Below are 22,622 nucleotides of genomic sequence, written 5' to 3' on the forward strand. Positions count from 1 at the left end.
CCTTGGTAAATATTATTTACTCTACTGTAATTTCAGGATCTTTTTCTTTATATATTTTTGAAATAATAATTAAAAGTACTGTAAGCACAAGCCCGATTATACCAATAGTTATACCAATTGGCATAAATTCAGCAGATAAATCTGCATCATCCTTTGTAAGGAATACCATAGATAATCCTGCGCCAAATAATAATACCGTAAATACCATATCAATTATAAAGCTTGTACATCTACGCTTCTTACTATCCTCCTTTAATAAATTAAGAATTGATAGCGCTACTGGAATAAATACTAAAACAACTAATATTGCAAATAACACATATAATGCTATTTTCCACCATGGAGTAATTTGTACAATCTTAGCCCCTGCTGAAAGTCCATTCATCGCATTACTTCTTGATATAGCAAACACAATATCCTTAGCTGCACGTTGCATATTAGATATAACTGTGTTAGTCATATCTTCATCCGCAAGCTTCCATAGCTCGGAATCAGAATTCAACCATAATGAAGTTCCTGCCGCAAGGCCCTCTCTTAAATCTTCATAAGCAAACACATTGTAAGAAGCCTGATCTGTAATAACAAATCCTTCGTAGCCCCACTCATTTCTAAGCACATTTGTCATAAGACCTACATGACCACCAGTCCATGTACTTCCTATACGATTCATACTTGCCATTACACCATGTGCATCTGCATCAGTAACAGCTGCTTCAAATGCCTTTAGATAAATTTCACGAATGACCTGCTCGCTTGCAAAGATACTTACACCCATTCGGTTTGTCTCTTGGTCATTAAGCGCAAAATGCTTGATTGTGACCATAGCACCCTTGCTCTGAGCACCATTTACTGTAGCAGCTCCCATAATACCAGAAAGATATCCGTCCTCTGAATAGTATTCAAAGTTTCTTCCTGAATATGGTGTACGATGTATATTCATAGCTGGGGCATACCATCCAGCCACTTTAAGTGCAATACTATCCTCACCTATACATTTACCAAATTCTTCTGCAAGCTCTTTATTCCATGTTGATGCAAGCACTATTTCTGGTGGATATGCCATACCATTTTCACCACCAACAAGTGTGCTGGAAATACCTGCTGTACCATCCTTATCAACTGTAGCCGGAAGCTGAATAGAATCTACCGATACTGTGCCATAACCACCTACACGTACCAAATTATCTAGCTCTGTAACAGACATCTGTTCAATAAGTACTTCCCATAGTGGGTCACTATAATCAACATCTCTTAGCATAGCTACATTAAGCTTGCCATATTCATCATTAATCTTTCCTGTAACAGGAGTATCTTCTACAGTGTCTTCAACTTTAATAATTGCCTCTGCATCAATTAATTCCTTAGGCGCATCCCAGTTACCATCAGCATAAGTTGTTGGCCATGTACCACTCCAATTACTACGACTTAAATATTTAAAATCCTCATCATAATGCTTGATATCAGCATCCTCGAACTGATTAGATACCTCATATCCTGTAGCTACTGACTTTGCATATGTTGTTGCATCAAGCTCAGCCACATTAAATGAAGCTGCAAGGGATGCGTTGCCTGCATAATCCATACCATTGCTTTCGCTATATCCCTTTAAAGCTAAAATATTATTTAAAGCATCATGAGAGTTTTTACCAACTGCAAAATAATAGTCACCAGCATCAACAATATATGTTCCATTTCCATACTGGTCATATACCTTCATGCTCTCTTTTGGCACTGATACTGTTACAGTCTGTGAATCTCCTGCTGCAATCACATCTGTCTTCTCATATCCAACTAACTCGACAGCTGATTTTTCAATAGCATTCTCTTTATCATAATCTGTATAAGGGGATTGCATGTAAACCTGCACCACTTCCTTGGATGGAACTTTCCCGATATTTTTAACATCAACAGACACCTCATATGTGCTGTCTGTCTCTTGAACAGCATAATTGCTATATTCAAAATCTGTATAAGATAATCCATATCCAAAAGGATATTGCACCATAGTATTGTAATCATAGTTTGAAGCACTTTCATTACCAAGTACAACGTCCTCATATCTAGTCTCATAATACTTATAACCTACATATATTCCTTCCGAATAAACCATATAGTTAGTTCCAAATGCTTCCTCAGAACCATTAATTGTGTATGAACCAAAGTTTGCCATTGCAGGTGCACTCATGGAATCGTATGCATAAGTATCTACTAGTCTTCCTGAGAATGATGCATCACCATCTAAAAGTGCGCTAAGTCCATAAGTTCCTGTTTCTCCCAATGCACCAATCCAAGCAACTGCATCCACATCTAAATCTGTTAAAGCACCTAGCTCAATTGGATTTTGTGTATTTAGAAGAACTACTACTTTATCAAAATTCGCATTTGCCATCTTGATTAGATTTAGTTCATTTTCATCAAGTTCAAGATACTTATATCCACTAGGAAGTACACCTGTTGTTAAATCAGCACTTTCTCCACCGCTTCGTCCAATAAGTACGATAGCTGCATCATTATAATCTGCAAAACTTGCCTTTACTTCCTCGGTGTACTCACTTACAGGTACTTCGTTAACGGCGAATTCTCCATTTCCGTATGCATCAATGACAGTTTTTCTATATGATGATCCTTCACCCTCATCATAGAGTTGTTTAGTTATTGGGTTAACTGTATATCCAGCATCCTCTAATGCTGTATATAAATCCACTGCCTTTTCAGTATCAACCGAACCGGCACCGCCACCACCATAAACTAAATCAGCACTATCCTGACCTAATAAAGTAATTTTAAGATTTTTCTCAAGTGGTAATGCTCCATTATTTTCAAGAAGAACTGCTCCTTCTTCTTCAATCTTAGAGCCAACTTCTTCTAGATGTCTCTTCATCTCAGCTTCATTCGAGTAATCTGAAGTGAAATAATTAGAATCCTCTTCTTCATCATTGATAATCTTCTGGGTTTCTGCATTAAAGTATACAGATACTAGGCTTGAATATTTATTAGTGTACATATTTGCAATAAATAAGCTGACAATAATTGCAATTGCAACTAAACAAGCCATGATACATCTGCATATCATTCCTGTCTTTTTCATAAAAAACCTCCTTCATATATCCGCCCTTTGGCTTATCTAAACCTAAAATAAGCCATAGCTTGAATAAATGAAAGAGGTGTGGCACCGTTGGTATTTAGTTTGGCACAGTTGACATAGGTATCATGATTTGCAACGAAAAAACACCATCCTTATTTGCCCAGTACATATTTCCATTATATTTCTGAGCAATGTATTTTATACTCTTAAGTCCAAATCCGTGTCCTATATCATCCTTAGTAGTGGTTGGCAATTCATCTACTGTAGATGTAATTATATGACTATAGTTTTCAATCTGGAAAATGGTAAAAGCCTCTTTAGAAGAAACATTTACACTTATTACCTTTTTATTATCCTCGTCAAATTGTTCTACACATTCTATGGCATTATCAATGGCATTCCCAAGTAATGCATACAAGTCTATCACATCTATAAAATCAAGATTAGCCTTTTTTATAGAACAAGAAAAGGTTATGTTTTTTGAACTGCAATACAGGCTTTTTTCAGCAAGAATAGTGTTTAGCACTTCATTATCGCAGAAAACCAGATTTTGATATTGTTCTATATGAGACATTTGGTCGTTTATAAACTCATCCTTTAGATTATCTGGCGCATTTTTAAGTGCCTTTAGCTTATGCTTTAAATCATGAGCATTTCTATTTACTAAATCGATAAGCTCCTTGGATATAGTGTAATGAGTAGCTGAATCCTGCAATATTCTAGAGATAATAGCCTGCTCTCTTGTGGCAACTGTAGATCTGAAATTAGCATATTGAATACCTAGTATTAATACACTGGTACTTACTCCCCACATAATTCCATAATTTCTTATATCGTCCCCTATTTGGAATAAATGCTGGGCTGAAAATGTAGACAGCAACATTACTGCAATAAATATCAGATAAAAGGCCACTAAAAATGAGCTATCATCATGTAGAACACCGTAACATGCCTTTAGCTTAGATGTAAACAAAAGATAGATAATAAAATACCAAATTGAGCAAACCATCATGCTGACAAATATATACACAATCAAATGGGTCTTCAAATATGTCCAATAATATAAGGCCAAAGCTTCATGTACAACAACATACACTAAATGCTGAACTGCATAAGCTGATGCTATTACGTATAATCCATCTACTGTCCCAATAAAAAACAACCTCTTACAAAAATGCAATGTACTAAGAGCAAATATTATGTACCATCCTGAAATAAATGCAGTCCTTAAAGGGCATATACTTGTGAATGCCAGCAATGGGAAATAAAAAAGCGAAGCTAGCATGTAACCCAAGATAAGTACAACTAATTTGGGAACAAAGTGCTTTTTCATTGGAACAAATGGAATTAAAAATATCAGCTCAGCTGCTAATAATTCAACTATAAATCTAATTTCTTCAAATACATCTACAGCAGTAATATCCATTTACAGACCTCCAAGTGTTTTTGTAAATTTCTCTGTAAAGCTTGCCTTCTTACTTCTACTAATCTTAAGTGTGTAATCGCCTACCAAAACATCATCTTTAATAATCGCTTTGACATGCTTCAATGAAACAAGATATCCTGCATTGCATCTGGCAAATCCAAAGGGTGCTAGTTTATTCTCCACTGAGGATATATTTTCGCGAACTTTAAATTCCTTATCCTTAGTATGATATATACAATAGTGTAATGCAGACTCCACATAATATATTTCACTGATGTTAAGTGTGATTAATCCTTCTTTAGTCTGTATTACAATTGGCTCATCCGCCTTAACCTGCTTTACATATCTAAGAGCCTTTTTAAGTTTTAATGCAAAATCAGGATATGATACTGGTTTTATTACATAATCGATAGCATCTACCTCGTAGCCAGTAAGGGCATACTGAGGCATAGCGGTAACAAACATTAAAACTACGCTCTCATCGACCTTTCTTATGGCTCTGGCTGTGTCTATTCCATTTAGACCTGGCATATCTATATCCATAAGAATCAAATCAAACTGCCCACTAAAGTCTTCCAAAAATCTATCTCCGCTTTCATAAGTGGAGATATCAAATTCTTTCGAATCTGCTACAGCAAAATCCTTAAGATATTCCCTAAGCATTTCTAATTCAGTTTTTAAATCATCTACAATAGCTACTTTCATAAACTTTTCCTTATGTACGTTTTTCATATTTTATACAGAAAAGGGCAAAATTGTAAAGATATATACTATCCTATTCCCAAAAACACTATTCTGTCAAAAATTAATGATATTATGACTACGTAGGGGTATTTTCCATCGTCAGATGCAATAGGAGAAACATTAGTGGATAAAAAAGAACAAGAAAAATTCGTCAAAGAATTTATTGAAAGAAAACCTACTAGATGTTCTAAATGCCGGGGCCGTCTTAGATATATCGGTGCTGGCCGCTATGAATGCTTTGATTGTGGGCATGAAGAAATTGACGATTTCGGTAAAGTAAAAGAATTTATAGATGAAAATGGTGCTTGCCCGGCCATTATTATTTCTGAATGCACAGGCGTTCCGGAAGAAATTATAAATGGAATGCTTCGCCAGGGGCGACTTGAAATCCCTGATGGAAGTACTATGTATATCACTTGCGAAAAATGCGGATGCAGCATTCGCTATGGCAGATTCTGCCCTGACTGCATCCGAAATCGCACAAATACGTTAAAAAATGTATTTTTCAATCCTGAAGTAGGTGAAAAGCCTCAACATCAGCTCTTATTGATATAAACTAACTCTAAAATGAACTTCCAAGGAGTGCTTCCACTTCGTGTCTCTTCTCGTACAAAACACAGCCTCCATCATGGTCATCCATAAGCACTCCTTCTGACTGCAGTGCCTTGAATAATTTTGAGTTCATGGCATCCCTAAGAGATGTGTCTTTTACATTGATATCCGAATATGGAGAAAATGGACAAGGCTCCGCTCCTCCGTGTGAATTGATATGGAAGAATCCGCGTCCTGCTGCAATACAGCCGCCTGAGCTCTTCTCATCTCCAGGGAAAGAAACAAATACCATCTCAGGATGTTCCTGTCTCAGTCTCATTATTTCTTTTTTCAGATATTCCCTGTCATCATCCCCTGGTGCAAGGTGTTTTGAGTCATCTGTCACAGGGACAAACTCAACGAAAATCACAGCCTTACATCCCTTATCTGACAGCTTACCAATGAAGCTTTCAGATGAAACGTCCTTAAGGTTTTCTGTTGTCACTGTCACCGAAGCTCCGTAAATAAGTCCGCGTTTATCCAGTTCATCCATATTTGAGATAAGCTTGTCATAAACACCTTCGCCACGTCTATTATCTGTAGCTTCTTTCTCACCCTCGATACTCATTATCGGAATGAGGTTCCTGTTTTTATCAAACAGATCAAAATACTTATCTGTCATGAATGTTCCATTAGTAAAAATAGGGAATAGTATATTCTGTTTCTTACCAGCAGCCTCAATAACACCATTTCTAAGAAGTGGCTCTCCGCCAGCAAGAAGGATAAAGCTAACTCCAAGATCATCTGCTTCATCAAAAATCTCAAGCCACTCATCGTCTGTAAGCTGATGAACAGGCTCTGTGTCATTAGTAGCATTATTACATCTGGAATAGCAGCCAGCGCAATGAAGATTACAGCTGCTTGTTATACTGGCAATTAGAAATGGAGGAATATGCTCACCCTCTGCTTCCAGTTTTGCTCTTTTCTTCGAAGCAGCTTTTGTAGCCATGGCAAATCTGGCCATGTAAGCACTTTCCTTAGGGTTCTTAAGAGTAGCTTTTATTGCATCTGAAACTACTCTTTCAACACCGCGTGTCATATATTCCTGTATATCAAATTCCTTACTCATAAATATATCCTCTTATTACTATTTCCTTTTATTCTCCACTTACTGAATTGTGTCAATTTTGCACAATTGTATTTTGCAAAATCTATTGTTATCATATCACAAAATTTATTAACTTCAAGATATTTTTTCATTGTAACTCAATTATAACTAAAAAGAATAATTATCACAGCAAAAAAGAGAGCCGCATAAACCGACTCTCCCACGTATGTTTTGTATTATATTATTTTTGAATAAAGAAGATCTTCACAACCACCATAATTGGTAATCTCTTTAACAAATGAATATCCGTAACGTTCATATAATCCCATATTTTCTTTCGGTGTAGGAATATAGCTTCTTTCAAATCCTTGTTCCTTTAGATAATCATTGGCATATTCAATAAGCTTTTCGCTTATTCTATGTCCGCGGTATTCCTCTGATACAAACACACAAGATACCCATGGATAAAGCTCAGGCATAGGATAATAATCCTCTTTCAAAGCAGATGCCATTCCGACTATCTTACCATCTACCTTTGCAACAAAAAATGTTTCCCAGTCTGTGAACTCCCAGTTCTTTACAAGTCCGGCAAGATGATTTTTCACCTCAACCCATGAGCAGTTTTCTATAAAGGTTAAGAGTTCATCTGCAAGTCTGGTATCTCTATCAACCTTCTGAATAGATATATTCTTCAGATGATTCCAGCCAAAATGCTCTTCCACCAAGGCTGTGGTCTCTTCAACAGTTCTGCTGTAATCCCTCTCAAGCCAAAAGAACTTGCTATTCTTGATTTCATTGTATTTTTCCATGTTTAACTCATACAATGTCTGTGTACATGTCTTTTTAGCCTTTTCATAGTCAGTTGCACTATGGATGAAATCGCTAAAATCCTGATGATCTGATCTGTCACAATATGTTTCAACCAAATCTGTTGGATCAGTTATCATGAACACCGCTCTCGATGGGTCAGAAAACTGCTCTATCTGTTCCATCGTGAAATGACAGTCACAAATTATTGGCCCATTTTGGGAAAGCTTCATCAAATCCAAGATTATAAAATCAATCTGCTCTCTCAGATTTCCTAAAAGCCAGGCTTTATATTCCTCAACACTTCTACCGAAAAATTCATCAGCATCTCTGAACTGTTTTCGCATATTAGGCTGATGTATATCATCGGCAATAGCCTGGTGTCTTGGAAACATTTCATCAATGTCATACACAGGGATTCCATACTTTTTACCTAAAGCTCTTGAGATAGTAGTCTTTCCACCACATGGTGTACCTGTTACAAAATATACGTTACGTAAATACTCTTTTATTATATTGTCTTGAAATTCCATTTTAGTTATCTCCTTAATGTAAATAGTTAATTGTTCCTGATAACAAGGCACGAAACTATTTATTTAAGGTTTCATGCCTATTAGAAATTTCTAAGCTTTAAAAACATTACCATGTTGTTTTACCTCCGTTAAAATTCTTTATCACAATGCGGCTACAAACCTTATCACTGTAGCACAACCATTATTTTATACCACAAAATCTGGTAATTGTCACGTAATTTTGATGTAAATTGCCTTTAATTTAATTGCACCAATACAGATTTAATAACATCTTGCATTTAAACCTGCCTGGCTTATTTTCCATTTGGACTTATTAAAATAGAATATTAACCAATGTTGGAATAAAGGCAGCCGGAACAATAATAGCTATCAGAGCTATAATACATATTATTTTTGCTATTATCTTTTTTTCAATCTTTGAGTATAGAATTAATCCTATTATCAAAGTAATAATTGCCCCTATAATTACAAGTGATAATATGACAAGAGTAATAGCTGCACCAACATATATTGATACTCCTAACAGAGCACATAAAAACATAATCAGTATCATTTCAATTCTCCATTCTAACCAAAACCTACTGCTGCAAACTCATCTAATAATCAATACTTTCGGTTTATTTTCCATGTTTCAAGCCTCTCAGATACTCCTTCTGCTCAGGAGTAATACGATAACTTTCAATGGACTTTTGGATTGCCTTGTTGTGACACCACTGATCCAATTTTTCATTCTCGATAAAGGGAATAATTGCATCGTACTGCTTGGCAAGAGCTGTGGCAAAGTACCAGGCAATCATCATGTTTACATAGTATTCCTCTGAACGTACTGCTGCCACCTTTTCAGGATAAGATAAATCAAAATCATCATCCAGGAAGTGTTCCATAAGCATCTTTATACCAAAACGGATACTATAGGTATCCCCAGAATCTATCCAGCTATCAATTAGAGGCAATAACTCCTGTTTGTGTTTTTTGAAAATCTTCGGTGACATCTGATCACAGGTGGCCCAGTTATTCACATAGGGCAGGAATTGCTGAAGCTTTTCCACACATTTCTCATAGTCTTTCATCTCCGAAAGAATAAATGCGTGAAGCTGATTCTCATCAAAATAATCGTGTGGCAACTGCTGTAAAAACTCATCTATATCTGGACGCTTAGCAAGCGTCTTTGCAAGCTTTCGTAAATCCGGAGTTCTTACTCCTATGAAATACTCCACTCCCACTGTAGGAATCAGCTTAGACTGAAAGTCTCTATACTCGATATCCTGAAGCTTTAATAGCTCCTCCTTGATTTCCTCTGTAATCATAGTCGCCCCCTACAAAACTATTCCAGGTTTATAATCTTCGCAAAGTCCACTCCCTCTGGTTTTCTTGTAGCCATAAGAAGTGGACGTGTTCCTCGAATCTCTAAGATATATGCCTTTGCTTTTTCACGCTCCGCTTCATTCATACCTTCAAATGGCTCATCTAAAACGATGAAATCCGCTGGAACGAAAAGTGCTCTTACTATCTCCACGAATCTACGCTCAACTGGTGTTAGCTCTGAAACAGGAATAGTCTGTCTTTCAACTGGAATAAATTTTGAAAGTTCCTCTATTGCTCTTCCTTTACTGGCCCATCTGTGAACCTTTTTAACATTCCAGATAGCATTCTTCTTCATAACAAGATTCGCATCAGCCTGTGATACATATGCACTCTGAAGCGTAGGATACTTGTAATCTCCCATTCTGTGAATCTGGCCACTATCTGGCTTTTCAAGCCCCATAAAGACCTTTAGGATTGTGGTTTTGCCACAGCCTTCAGGACCTGTAAGGCAATATGCACGTCCCCACTCCACTGTAAGATTGTAATTATCTAATACCTGCAAATCCCCATAAGATTTACAGATGTTTTCTAAAATTATAGTCATAATTCCCCCATAAAAAAATGTGTCATTAGGTTAAATTTTACCCAATGACACATTCCTTTTCAATTCGTTTATACGCTATTTAAAATAATTATCCAGGCCATCTGCAATTCCCTTTGCCAGCAACTGCTGATAGGCGTCTGTAATAAGTTTTGCTTCCTCATCTTTGTTAGACAAATATCCGACTTCTATAATTGTTGTAGGTACCTTACTCCAGTTGATTCCAGACATTGAATCAACCTCTATTACCTGTCTTTTTTTGCATCCAGCTGAAGCCACTACTCCGTCTAACACACAGTCCGAAAGCTTTCTACTGCTTTCATAAAGCTCTCCGTTATAAGGATTGTCCTTTGTCTGACAAACAGTAGATGCTCCATGTACTTTGGTGTCATCCGAGCCATCGGCATGGATTCTAACAAATGCCTCTGCCTTTGCCTCATTTGCTATGATAGAGCGCTCGCTGTTACTGATATTTACATCATTAGTAGTGCGAGTCATAACAACAGTGTAACCTCTATCTTCAAGCTCTTTTTGAACTTTTAGGGCGATTTCCAAATCCAACTGAAATTCAGTAATCCCTGTATACTTTCCTGTAGTACCGCCATCAACCCTGGCCTTTTTCTTTGATGCACCCGGACCAATTGGTTCCTTCTTCATATCTGCACGCTGCTGATGTCCAGCATCGATACAAACCACATGACCAGTACCTGGTGTGACAACTTTAATTACAGGCTCTTCCACTAACTCCGATTCCTGTTCTGTGCTTTCTTCTAACTCCGCAACAGGTTCTGCCTCTGTTCCTATATCAACATAATTAATCATTAGAATAGCTACAAGGCAAAATAAAGTATATATAAGTGCAATGCATATAATGCGTTTTGTTTTTCTCTTCATAAACATTTCCCGCCAATACTAAATATGGGAGATGGCATATAACCATCTCCCATATATTATACCAAATCCTATCGGTTTCCGAATGCAAAAAATGAAATTGCATTTGGAAATCTCTCACTAAGCCTGTACAAAAGCAGGTGTATCAGCTGGAGCATCAAGAAGTTTCTTTAATTCGTCATCAACCTTTAGTAATGTGATTGAAAATCCTTCCATATCAAGTGATGTCATATAGTTACCTACAAGAGTTTTATGAATCTTAATTCCCTTTCCATCAAGAACTTCCTTCACGTGCTTGTTAGCTACGAAGAGCTCCATTAATGGTGTTCCACCCATGCCATTTACCATAACGGCAACTTCATCACCTGAGTTGTAAATGCCTTCAGCAAAAATCTTATTTAAAAGCTTATCTGCGATTTCATTTACTGTTCCTATCTTCTCACGGTTTACACCAGGTTCACCATGGATACCAATACCAATTTCGATTTCGTCTTCAGCCAAATCAAAGCTTGGTTTTCCAGCTGCTGGAACTGTACATGCATCTACAGCCATACCCATTGAACGTACATTAGCGATAACCTTCTCAGCAACACGCTTAACATCACCTAAGCTGCCACCAGCTTCAGCGCATGCGCCAGCAATCTTATGTACAAAAATTGTTCCTGCGATACCACGACGTCCTGTTGTCCATGTACTATTTTCAACAGCAACATCATCGGCTGTTATAACCTGATCAACCTCTATGCCCTCATCTCTGGCCATATCAGCCGCCATCTCGAAGTTCATAACATCACCTGTGTAATTCTTGATTACAAGAAGAACACCCTTGCCACCATCAGCGGCTTTGATTGCCTCATAAACCTGGTCAGGTGTAGGTGATGTAAATACAGCACCAGCAATAGCTCCATCAAGCATACCCTTGCCTACATACCCACCATGTGCTGGCTCATGTCCGCTACCACCACCTGATACAAGTGCTACTTTTCCATTAGAGCCCCCTGCTCTTACAACAACATCAAAACCATCAAGTCTTTTAATGTACTGTGGGTAAGCTGCCACCATACCTTCAAGCATCTCATCAACGATGTTATCAACTCCATTAATAAGTTTCTTCATAATAAAATTCCTCCTCCTAAGGTATTTTCTTTGCACCGCGGCAATCTTCTGCCGCCTTCAGGACAGCCTCCAGGTCGCTGCCCACCATGGCGCTTACTGCCGCTGCAATAGTGCCTTCTACAATTGGCGCATCTGCAAGTTTCACCTTGATGTCCTCATCCTCCAAAAGTTCGATGGCAGTTTCAGAGCTCATTACTCCGCTTCCCAAATCAGCCAAAACCACCACGCCGTCTCCATCATTTGCCTGACGGATTGCTTCGGAAATACGTATTGCATCTGTGCCAATAGATCCGTCTTCCAAGCCCCCTGCTGCAACAATCCCTTTATGAGTTGCAGCAATCTCGGAAGTCAAATCCTTTAATCCCTCAGCTATCTTTGGGCTGTGGGATACTAAAACCAGTCCTACCATAACAAATCCCCCTGTTTGTTAATTCGTATTTACGTTATGACTTCAAAAAATCTCTTATTGTTTCGAGAGTCATTGTAAGAGATGTGGCACCAGGATCCTGGTGACCAATACTGCGCTCTCCTAAATAACTTGCACGTCCCTTTGTAGCTGCGATAGTCTTTGTAAATTCAATTCCTTCGTTAGCAGCTACGCATGCATCTGTAAGTGCATCAGCAAGACTTGCTCCCCCAGCAAGCTTCTCTGTCAAAATATCTGTTGCAGGCATAAGTGCGTCAAGCATTGTCTTTTCCCCTTTTTCTGCATGACCACGCTTTTGAATTCCTGCAATAGCAGCTTCCATGGCAGCTTTGAAGTCATCCCCACTAACTTCAGTTTTTCCTGCAAACACCTTTGCCGCCTCCATGTAAGCTGTTCCATATAATGGACCTAATGCGCCACCAACAGTAGACAGCAGTGTCATTCCTGTCTTCTTTAACGCATTTCCGATATCCGCATCCTCTGGATCAACTTTTTCGATAACCGCCTGGAATCCTCTGGCCATATTTACACCATGGTCAGCGTCACCAATTTCTCTGTCTAAATCTGTAAGAAAATCCTTGTTTTCGATGATTTTTTCAGCGATTTGCTTCAGGCAGTCGTAGACTCTTGTAGACATAAAAAATCCCCCTTCTCCGTAGAATTTCGATAAATTAATTATACCAAAATTCAAGTAAAAGAGGGCAAGTTTTTTGACAATTATTTCAAGTTGTGGCAGGCATGTTACGCTATTTATAAACTATCTTAATATTGTCATCTACTATTACGTTTGCGTGTGCACCCGACACGATAGTCATGGCAGGAGCCAGATGCCCCACATCTGCATCCATCACGATAGGCACATTATATTTTCCTAAGATTCCTGTAACTGCGTTGTACTGGTCAAGTCCCATCATCTCCTGCTTCCACGCAGCCGCTGGACGCCCGATGATGAATCCCTTCGTATTTACGAACCAGCCAGCTCTGTCAAGATTCCAAAGAGCTCGACGAATAGACATTACATTTAAATCGCATGCTTCGAGAAACCAGATTACTCCCTGCTCCTTATATCTCTCATTGAACTGTGCCACCTTGTCATATTTCGTACCTACAAGGTTAGCCAAACAGTCAAGGCATCCGCCAGTAATAATTCCTGAGAACTCTGGCAAGCGATTTACCTCTGCCTCTCCCATAAAAAGACGAAGCTCTTTTTTCTCAGTAAGGTTATACCCAACAAATGGGTGGTCTTCATCCTTTAAGGATTCAATTTCAAATTTGTCGTAGCCTGAAACCTCATGCTTTTTACCTGTGAAAACCTGAATAGAATCCTCAAGAGCTGGCTCTAGCTTTTCCATTCCAAAGGCACCAATACTTGGTCCGTATATGGAAGCCACATCACAAATTGTGTTAAGCAGAAATGTGAAATTCGTATTGTCGGAGTAACCCATGTACCACTTTGGATTGGCGTTATTTACCGCTTCAAAATCAACATAATCCAAAGTCTCGCACATCAGCTCGCCACCACCGCAGGTGATAAGCATATCGTTATCACCACTACAGTAAAAATCTGTCAGCTCTTTTCCACAATTTTCAGGTGTGGAACTGATTCCTATTCCATCGCTTTTTCTACAATTTGGTCCTTCCACAAGCTTGTAGCCCATACCCTGGAATCGCTCTATTGCAGAATCAAAGCAGCTCTTGTATGGCTCAAAGGCGCATCCAAAGGATGGCGCTACCAGCCCGATAGTACCATTTTCTTTTATGTATTCTGGATATCTCATTATTCAGTCCCCTTTTCAATGTTATTTTAGTAATTCCTCTATACCATCCCAGTCAAATCGCTTAACCATCTTTGATATACTATCAATCTTTTCTGCGTCCTCTGCAGGAAGCTTATATTCCTTCAGTTCCGAAATAATCATTTCCATCATCTCATGATCCATCTGAGGAACGATTTCTCTCATGGCAGAGTATGCTCCTGCCAGTTTATTTTCTGGAACCTCAGGCAAATCATTATCCTCTGATGAATCAGCAGAAATATCTTTTATTGGTTTAAGCTTATCCTTAAAAAGCCTGTACTGGTTCAGTAGTTTTTCATGATGAGCTGTTATGTAGTCAATGTCATCAGACTTTCCAGCCTTTTCCATTTTCTCGGCAAAAGCTGAAAGCTCCATGGCACCAGTAATTCTGGCTGAAGATTTCAGTGCATGAGTCTTAATAGTGTAAAGCTTAAAGTCACCATCATTATAGGCATCTTCCAACACCTTGGTGTTTTCATCTATTGTATCAAAAAACAGCTCTATACTGTTAATAAATGCATTAATTCCTCCAGAACCCTTTATACCATCCTCGATGGAAATTCCATCAACCTCCTTTATCCAGGCCATATTCTCTGGGAATTCATCAGAAGTCTGCTTTTCAAGCTCTGATGCTGGACGTTCAGTTATCTTATCACCCAACTGATACATCATTGTATATTCCAGCTCCTCAGTATCAATTGGCTTTGCAAGATATCCATTAAATCCCTTAGACTCATAGAACTTATACGGATCAGTCATGGTGTTTGCAGTAAGGGCATATACAGGAACATCCTTGTTGATTTCTCTAAGCTTTATAAATGTCTCCAGGCCATCCATTTCTGGCATCATGTGATCCAGAAAGACGATATCATAATTATTTAACTTTATTTTTTCCAGACATTCCAAACCACTGGAGGCAGTTTCCACCTGAACCTTGGTTGGTTTTATAAGACCCTTGAAAACAGCCAGGTTCATAGTGTTATCGTCTACAACAAGCACCTTTGCATCAGGAGCATAGAACTTTGGAACATAAGGTCCCTTGGCAACATACTCTTCATGCTCTTTAAACTCTCCTATACCTTCAGCATCCACTACTTTCTGACTGAATGTGAAAATAAACTCAGAACCTTTTCCGTATTCGCTCTCGCACCAGAGTCTACCACCCATAAGTTCAGCAAAACGTCTGGAAATATCCAGTCCAAGTCCCGTACCCTGAATAGAACTGTTCTTTTCCTCATCCAGTCTTTCGTATGCTGTGAAGAGTTTGTCTAAATCCTCTGTCTTTACACCGATTCCCGTATCTTTAACGGATATACGAACTGCACAATCTTCTGCAGATTTACTCTCCACTGTTACCTTAAGTGTGAATCCACCCTGCTCAGTATATTTCACTGCATTTGTGAGAAGATTCAATATTATCTGTTTCACCTTGCCTGCATCACCATAAAGCTTTTTAGGCAACTTGTTATCTATCTCCCAATCAAATGTCAAATCCTTCTGTTGGCTTTTAACTTTAATCATAGAAATAATGGATCTTAATTGTTCTTCAGGCTCATATTCCTGCTCAACCAGATGCATTTTTCCTGATTCAATCTTAGATATATCCAGGATTTCATTAATCAGCCCAAGAAGAGATTCTGCTGCATTTCTAATATCCAGGGAGCAATTTACCACCGACATGAAATATGATTTAGGAACTCCTTCTGTATCCTCCCTAAGAATGATTTCATTCATACCCATAATAGTATTAATAGGAGTTCTGATTTCATGGGACATATTTGCAAGGAATCTGGACTTTGCAGTGTTGGCACGTTCAGCCTCATCCTTTGCCATCTGAATCTCAACGTACTGCCTTCTGATAACTGTTCCAGTCATGATTCTCCATACTATAAAGGCAACAGCTGCTGCAAGCAAAAATAGCAATAATACCCTTACACTGGTACGTTCAAATAATCTTGGCTGCTTAATAAATTTGAAAGTCTCATCCTGCCTTATTTCTCCTGTGACATTATCAAGAATCTGGATATGTAGTAGATAATCTCCATATTTAAGGCCTGTGTAATCCAGTGTGTGAAGCTGGCTTCGCTGAGAAGTCATACCTCCATCACCAACTTTATCCAAAAATACCTTAACCACAGGATTCATCATAGAGTAATCCATAACAGCAGGGCTAATCTGAATACGGTTGACATCTGGAGGAATCACGTAGGTTCCAGTCTCATCTGGTTCAAGTTTTACATCATCACAAGTAACTGAGGCGATTCCCACTCGCACGTCGCAATTAGCATCATAATAGCGATTAATATTTACTTTACTTACGCCTGTCATTCCTGCTACATAGAGGTTTCCGTAAACATCTATACCGCTTCGTTCATTGGCTATAGGCATACTGGTTAGTCCATTTGCCAGGTTATATTCTCTGTAATCTGTAACCTTGTCATCCAGCATCTGTTGTACAGGAACACTAAAAATACCACAGGACGCCAATATCCAAAGTTCATCATCATTGTCCGAATAGATATCAAAATTGTGAGTGTAAGGAAATGTTGAGACGTTAGTGATTTTCCCGTCTTTCATATATTCTATGGAATTGGATGTTGTAATCCATATAACATCCCTCTGGGAATCCTTATTCATTCTCATGACAACATCACTGGTAAGTCCCTCATCATGTCCAATTCTATCTATCTGTACGCCATCCTTTATGACATAGATGCCATCACCGTCAGTTGCCACGTATAGGGTTCCATCTTCTAGTTCCAATAAATCAAGGACAACTGGTGTTTTTAATATCTCTCCATTCATAGAAAGAGTTAATTCTCCATCGTTAATAATGGCTACTCCTTCATTGGTTCCTACCAGAATATTTCCATTAAATCCGTTCCTCAGGCATCTGATTTCATTACTAGGTAATCCATTATGGGTTCTAAAAGATGAAATTTCTCCATTTGCAGACAGGCGAATTAAGCCCATATTGTTTGAGAAAACAGCAAACCAGACATTTCCGTCATCATCATCAATAATGCATCTAACCCTATTGTCTCCAATAAATTCTGTCATTTCATTCGTTACAGGCCTTAAATTTTTATCAATAATGTACAGTCCTTCATCAGTACCCACATACAATGTACCTTTGTGATAACAGGTAGCATTAACTACCCTATCCTCAATGCCTGCCTTTTCAGTGTAGTTAATGAAATTATTAGCAACTATTTTCATTACACCCTGTCTTGAAGAGGCAAACCAAAGATTTCCCTGATAATCTGATGTAAACATTTCAATCGAACTGTTTAAAGGCAGTTTATCAACATGAACAAAACGATGAATTTGATTTATATATCCGACCTCTGTCTCTGAAGCCACCCAGATATAACCACACTCTTCAGTAATCCATTTCACAGTTTTGAGAGGGGATAATGATATCTCCTCAAGTGATTTCAATGTGGTTCCAAAGTTGCCATAGTACAAATAACCGTACTCGGTTCCTATGTATGCTTTTCCTTCATTGATTGGATCGGCATAGACGTTAGTAATCTTATTTATGCCCAGATGACCATTCTTATAAAATGATGTTAGTTTTTTAGATTCAACAGAAAATATATCACCTTTTTTTGTGTAGCCATAAATGATGCCACCCTTACCGGTTGATAATCTAAGAATACGCTGTGTATTTAATAAATCACAATCAAAATTAACCACCTTCATTTCAGGAGTAACATAGGCTATTCCCTGAGTGGTTCCTATGAAAACATTCCCCTCATCATCCTCGGCAAATGTTCTGATAGATGAAGAAGGCAAGCCTTCCTCAAACGTAAAATGGGTCCGCACACCATCATCAATAACAACTACTCCGTTGTCATTTGTGCCGACCCATATCTTACCTTTTGAATCCTGAAAGATTACTCTTCCATTTGTCATACCTTCAGAAGTATCCTGTTTGACAAAAGAGGATCCATCAAATTTTATTACTCCACTGTAGCCACAAAGCCACATATATCCTTCATTATCAGCAAGGATAAAGTTAGACTCTGAGGCTGGCAGACTATTTGTGGCGTCGTAGATTTCTGCCATATAGCTGGTATCGCCCAATTCACCTGTAACGGCGTAACCGCCACCAACCTTATATTTGACTGGATCCTCCGCTTCATGCGCCTGGGTATGCGAGTTTATGGAAAAAAAGCATGTTGCCACTAAAACAAATACAACTGCCAAACTACAAACTCTTTTAATACCCATATAATACCCCTGCTGACTACACAGCTCTTTCCATGAAAAATACCTTTATCTTGTTTAAAAATTCCTCCCTTGGCATAGTCTTTAAAAAATATCCCTGTGGCTTTAAGTTTACCACTGACATAACAGTCTCTTTGCTGTCATTTCCTGTAAGAAAAATAACCGGTATATTCTTTGTATCCTCTTCTGACCTGAGCATTTCTAATACCTGATGTCCATCTGTAACAGGCATTTCATAATCAAGTAAGATTAAATCAACCTTATTGGCCGCAAGCCATCGTATAGCACGCATTCCCGATGTGGCCATAGATATCTTGTAATCTGCCTCAAGCCATTCCCTCATAACATTTAAAAAGTTCACATCATCATCAACTACCAGGATTCGCTTTCTCAGCTCACCTGCATTTGCCTGCCTGTTGTAAGAATTTACGCAGGAAATATATTCATCATAATCAAGGGGTCTTGATAATTTTTTATAGATAAGATGTGCCGGAAAGCCCTCTTCAGCAGCAGCCACGTCAATAGGTTCACCGATGAAAATCAACCTTTTATCATCATCCTCAAGATGGTCTATCAAAAATGTTTTAATATCATCTGGCAACCTTTCATCCTTTTCCATGTAAAAGGTCACAAGAGCAGTATCTGCCCAGTGCTTATCGATTTCCTCCACATCCATCGGAGTGTTAATCACATCTAAAGATGCATCGATAAGTTTCTTTGTTAAAACTCTAATGATAAAAGAATCTTTATCCCCCAATATCATTATCTGATTCTGCCCCATAAAAACCTCCACAAAGGGTTTATAAAGTCATACTAATGGCACCAAGAAGCTCTTCCACTTCTTCGTCCGTAGGAATACCATCATAACAAAGTGCATAATCAATAAGCTGCTCAAAGGCACTATTCTGAGCAGACTTTTGTGGAAACAGTTCCTCGATAGGCTGTTTCCATTTTCCTAACATCTCATTCAGTTCCCCAAGCTTTGGTGTAAGAACTTCCTTCTCTTTATTTACAAGGAACTTTGCCAACGCAGTGCTGTGTCCACTACTTGAAAATGCCCCAACTAAGTTTCCTTCTCTTAGGTAAGCTGGGAAACTAAATGTTCCAAGATTAGGATGTCCAACGATATTTACTGGAATACCAGCATCCTTGCACATCATGGAAATCTGCAAATTGATTTCCTCATCATCTGTATCAACAAGAACCATTTTACAGCCCTGTATGTCACCCGGTGTAAATTCGTCCTTTGTCTTTACCATTACTTTTGCCCCAAAATCCAAAAGCGCATCAGACCTTCTAAGTACTGCATCAGTACTACCAATTACCAAACATTTTGCCCCTGTTATATCTATAAACATAGGAAAAAAAGCCATAACTCCTCCTTCTAAATACTCCCCACCAACGTACATTGTACCTTAAAACAATGAAATAATTGTTATCGCTTTTTTATAATTAAAATATTCGAGCAATATGCATTAACCAAATTTAAGGGATTAAGTATTCCTCCTGCGTTTCTAACAAAGTTCTCGTACTCATCATAATTAACATAATATTTTGATCCCCAGGAAGATATCTCCACCCATCTTTCTAGGTATCCATTATTCTCTCGCTCGATGATTCCTGTCACAGTAACATAGTGACTATTCACATCATCATATTTATGCTCTTTGTCTTGTTCATCAAAATATGTATCTTTGAATTTTCCATCAATATATTTATAAAACTGAATCCTATGGGAAGACTTTAGATTATAAAATGCCCAAATTACCGGCATATCTTCTAATAATGCAGCTTTCATTTTGTTATACAATGAACTCACGCCTTCGCGTCCTCTCCAGCTAGCTTTTACATTTATATTAACAGACTTGCATTTTCGCTGAATATAGGATGACATTTGCCACGGCAAAACGCCCACCCCCAGATTCAAAAGAATCTTTGAGGTGGGATACATATCAAGATAATCCTGAACCAAAGTCATAAAATCATCTTTGGAAATCTGATTTACCTGTGCAATATAAAGATAAGAATTTATAGCAGCAACGATTCCGCAACCATATTTACTAATCTTGGGACGATAGGTTTCCGAAAAAAATTCCTGCCGCCCGCCAAACAACCTAAAAAAGCCATCATTTACTGATACAAATTTGTCTTTTATTCCTATCCGAATTGCTGGTAGATTGTCCATATACATCATCCAATGATAAATAATCTTTTCTTAGTCACAAAAAGCTGATTTCTTGCTGCCTTTTCTCATTTGCCAGTAAGAATTCCAGATGAAATAAACAGCTAAACTCCCTAATCTAATATACTATAGAATGAATCAATATTCTGCTCAGGTAGTGTGACTGGGTCCCAACCCTGATCCTGATAAGCCTTGATATTTAGGTCGTTGGCAAAAACATAGTTTGAAATAATCTGTGCTCTTACCTTCTCTCTAGCCTCATCATCACTAGAGACCTTTTCAAAATCATCAAAATGCTCGCCAAAAATTTCCTTAGCAGAATCAAGATAATTACTACCATCTTCAACTATATCCATGCTTGTCACTGAATATCCTTCATCAGTAGTTTTAATATGTATGCAGCCTGGATATGAACCCCCTGAAACACACTCAAGTGTATCTCCCTCCAAATCATAATTCATGTACCAGAAATCACCATATACCTTGATATCTTCTTTATTGCTCTCATCCTGATAAATAATATTGACGATTGGAATAGCAACATCTGCCGAATCATAATTTGCTGCAAACTCATCGTTTATATATTTATACAATACACTATAAAACAACTCTGGACCTGGATATTCATATGCTGGAATGTTTGCACTTTCAGATGTGATGTTATCAGCTTCTTCTGAAGCTTCCTCTGATGCCTCAGTCTCAATTGTTTCAGTTTGAGATGCAGTTGCCTGCTCAGATGCCCCACAACCAAATAATCCCGTCACCAATGCACCTGCCATAACCAATGCCAATATTTTTCTTACTCTACACATTTTAAGCCCCCATTTTTTTCATATTTCAATGGCTTATACACTGCTTATATAATATCATAATTTAAATCACAATAGTGTCACTGTGCTGCTTATTCATTAGAGATATTCTGCTATTTTTGCTGCTACCACTTGAATATTCAAAGGTGCTTCTTCGGATTCTGTTGATATTATCAAATCTTTTCCCAACATTATTCCATTACGTTCATATTTCGCTATTTTCTTAATATTTTTCGAAGCGTACTCTTCTAAGTCACATAATCCTAAGTGTTCCCATATAAATGACTTTCGGGTTTTAACATTTAACACTATAAAATCTGGATATAATATGCCATCTTTTGCAAGTTTTAATTCAGCCTCATAAATATACGGCACTCCCGCCTTTAATAACATATCAGCGATGATTTTCTCTGATTTAGATCTAACCATTTCACCGTTCACTGTCTCATACTGAACCTTCATAGGAATACTATTTTTATTTACTTCATAGGATTTTTTCCATTCACATATGTACTGCTCTATAGGCATTTGTATTGGCTGAACTATATTTTGCGGCCTTCGCATAAACATCTATAGGTATCCTCAACACTATTTTCATTGTATCTCGATATTAGATTTTTAAGAATTTTTTGCTGATTTTTGAGTACTCTTTGAATATTCAATTCATAATCCAGCTGAGCGCGATTTTCGGCCAAATGTCTTTCAGACTTCTTTAAATATCGTGATTGTTTATCCTCAGACGTTTTCAAATAATATTGATATGTCATTCCTTTCTTGATAGCTCTGAGACTACTTGGCGGAACATTTCTTAAATTTGCCAAATTCCTTTCATTTTTTTCTAGAGCTTTATTTACTTTGCTCAATTCTTCCTGCGCAATTGATACTAGGCTTTTCATAATTATTGACTCCTAACTATTTTTTTCTGAACAAATAAATCCGTTTTCACACTTGCATACTGCATTTTCTTTTCAGACTACATACTTTTTGGCCTTTTCTGCCTTTTGGTATGCTGCTTCTCCTTGCAGACT

Annotated in this window: 21 protein-coding genes; 1 reads left to right on the top strand and 20 read right to left on the bottom strand. The window is 37.9% G+C overall.

Annotated elements, in window-relative coordinates; all coding sequences use genetic code 11:
- Window positions 1-16: 16 nt before the first annotated feature.
- The 3 genes from BUA88_RS05295 to BUA88_RS05305 all read right to left on the bottom strand — a co-directional run bounded on the left by BUA88_RS05295 (window position 17) and on the right by BUA88_RS05305 (window position 5,216).
- Window positions 17-3,088: a glycoside hydrolase family 3 protein gene (locus BUA88_RS05295; protein WP_072913692.1), complete on the bottom strand. Its 3,072-nt coding sequence runs from the start codon at window positions 3,086-3,088 to the stop codon at window positions 17-19.
- Window positions 3,089-3,182: 94 nt separating this feature from the next.
- Window positions 3,183-4,511, bottom strand: coding sequence for a sensor histidine kinase (locus tag BUA88_RS05300; protein WP_072913695.1), 1,329 nt, complete (start codon window positions 4,509-4,511; stop codon window positions 3,183-3,185).
- Window positions 4,512-5,216, bottom strand: a complete 705-nt coding sequence (locus BUA88_RS05305) for a LytR/AlgR family response regulator transcription factor (RefSeq protein WP_072913698.1) — start codon at window positions 5,214-5,216, stop codon at window positions 4,512-4,514.
- Window positions 5,217-5,378: 162 nt separating this feature from the next.
- Between BUA88_RS05305 and BUA88_RS05310 the strand changes: the two genes are divergently transcribed.
- Entirely contained in the window at window positions 5,379-5,810 is a 432-nt protein-coding gene (locus BUA88_RS05310; protein ID WP_072913702.1) for a hypothetical protein, read from the top strand.
- Between the two features lie 7 nt (window positions 5,811-5,817).
- Here the strand turns inward: BUA88_RS05310 and BUA88_RS05315 are convergent, their stop codons facing one another.
- From BUA88_RS05315 to BUA88_RS05400, 17 genes are all read right to left on the bottom strand, one after another.
- Window positions 5,818-6,915: a radical SAM/SPASM domain-containing protein gene (locus BUA88_RS05315; RefSeq protein WP_072913716.1), complete on the bottom strand. Its 1,098-nt coding sequence runs from the start codon at window positions 6,913-6,915 to the stop codon at window positions 5,818-5,820.
- Window positions 6,916-7,130: 215 nt separating this feature from the next.
- Window positions 7,131-8,234 carry a GNAT family N-acetyltransferase gene (locus BUA88_RS16460; protein ID WP_242939582.1) on the bottom strand — a complete coding sequence of 368 codons (1,104 nt, stop codon included), beginning with the start codon at window positions 8,232-8,234 and terminating at the stop codon, window positions 7,131-7,133.
- A 313-nt stretch (window positions 8,235-8,547) separates the two neighbouring features.
- Window positions 8,548-8,787 (bottom strand): hypothetical protein, encoded by a 240-nt coding sequence (locus tag BUA88_RS05330; RefSeq protein WP_072913717.1) that lies wholly within the window; start codon window positions 8,785-8,787, stop codon window positions 8,548-8,550.
- 64 nt (window positions 8,788-8,851) lie between these two features.
- Window positions 8,852-9,541, bottom strand: a complete 690-nt coding sequence (locus tag BUA88_RS05335; protein ID WP_072913718.1) for a DNA alkylation repair protein — start codon at window positions 9,539-9,541, stop codon at window positions 8,852-8,854.
- Window positions 9,542-9,558: 17 nt separating this feature from the next.
- Window positions 9,559-10,143 (bottom strand): ABC transporter ATP-binding protein, encoded by a 585-nt coding sequence (locus BUA88_RS05340; RefSeq protein WP_072913719.1) that lies wholly within the window; start codon window positions 10,141-10,143, stop codon window positions 9,559-9,561.
- 75 nt (window positions 10,144-10,218) lie between these two features.
- Entirely contained in the window at window positions 10,219-11,034 is an 816-nt protein-coding gene (locus tag BUA88_RS05345) for an N-acetylmuramoyl-L-alanine amidase family protein (protein ID WP_242939583.1), read from the bottom strand.
- A 117-nt stretch (window positions 11,035-11,151) separates the two neighbouring features.
- On the bottom strand, window positions 11,152-12,147 hold the full coding sequence (gene dhaK / locus BUA88_RS05350; RefSeq protein ID WP_072913723.1) for a dihydroxyacetone kinase subunit DhaK: 996 nt from the start codon (window positions 12,145-12,147) through the stop codon (window positions 11,152-11,154).
- 16 nt (window positions 12,148-12,163) lie between these two features.
- Complete coding sequence (gene dhaM, locus BUA88_RS05355; RefSeq protein WP_028248097.1) at window positions 12,164-12,556, bottom strand: dihydroxyacetone kinase phosphoryl donor subunit DhaM; 393 nt, start codon at window positions 12,554-12,556, stop codon at window positions 12,164-12,166.
- A gap of 34 nt (window positions 12,557-12,590) precedes the next feature.
- Window positions 12,591-13,211 carry a dihydroxyacetone kinase subunit DhaL gene (gene dhaL, locus BUA88_RS05360; RefSeq protein ID WP_072913726.1) on the bottom strand — a complete coding sequence of 207 codons (621 nt, stop codon included), beginning with the start codon at window positions 13,209-13,211 and terminating at the stop codon, window positions 12,591-12,593.
- 109 nt (window positions 13,212-13,320) lie between these two features.
- Window positions 13,321-14,352, bottom strand: a complete 1,032-nt coding sequence (locus tag BUA88_RS05365; protein WP_072913729.1) for a S66 family peptidase — start codon at window positions 14,350-14,352, stop codon at window positions 13,321-13,323.
- 21 nt (window positions 14,353-14,373) lie between these two features.
- Window positions 14,374-18,606: a hybrid sensor histidine kinase/response regulator gene (locus BUA88_RS05370; RefSeq protein WP_072913734.1), complete on the bottom strand. Its 4,233-nt coding sequence runs from the start codon at window positions 18,604-18,606 to the stop codon at window positions 14,374-14,376.
- 16 nt (window positions 18,607-18,622) lie between these two features.
- A complete protein-coding gene (locus BUA88_RS05375; protein WP_072913738.1) occupies window positions 18,623-19,384 on the bottom strand; it encodes a response regulator in 762 nt (253 codons plus the stop codon).
- A 19-nt stretch (window positions 19,385-19,403) separates the two neighbouring features.
- A complete protein-coding gene (locus BUA88_RS05380) occupies window positions 19,404-19,976 on the bottom strand; it encodes a precorrin-2 dehydrogenase/sirohydrochlorin ferrochelatase family protein (protein WP_072913742.1) in 573 nt (190 codons plus the stop codon).
- A 62-nt stretch (window positions 19,977-20,038) separates the two neighbouring features.
- Window positions 20,039-20,788, bottom strand: a complete 750-nt coding sequence (locus BUA88_RS05385; protein WP_072913747.1) for a hypothetical protein — start codon at window positions 20,786-20,788, stop codon at window positions 20,039-20,041.
- A 110-nt stretch (window positions 20,789-20,898) separates the two neighbouring features.
- Window positions 20,899-21,597 carry a hypothetical protein gene (locus BUA88_RS05390; RefSeq protein ID WP_072913752.1) on the bottom strand — a complete coding sequence of 233 codons (699 nt, stop codon included), beginning with the start codon at window positions 21,595-21,597 and terminating at the stop codon, window positions 20,899-20,901.
- Between the two features lie 96 nt (window positions 21,598-21,693).
- Entirely contained in the window at window positions 21,694-22,164 is a 471-nt protein-coding gene (locus tag BUA88_RS05395; protein ID WP_072913755.1) for a PDDEXK family nuclease, read from the bottom strand.
- Complete coding sequence (locus tag BUA88_RS05400; protein WP_072913760.1) at window positions 22,137-22,490, bottom strand: hypothetical protein; 354 nt, start codon at window positions 22,488-22,490, stop codon at window positions 22,137-22,139. Before BUA88_RS05400 ends, BUA88_RS05395 begins: the two co-directional genes overlap by 28 nt.
- Window positions 22,491-22,622: the final 132 nt, after the last annotated feature.

It is taken from the genome of Pseudobutyrivibrio xylanivorans DSM 14809 (assembly GCF_900141825.1).
GTDB classification, from domain to species: domain Bacteria; phylum Bacillota; class Clostridia; order Lachnospirales; family Lachnospiraceae; genus Pseudobutyrivibrio; species Pseudobutyrivibrio xylanivorans.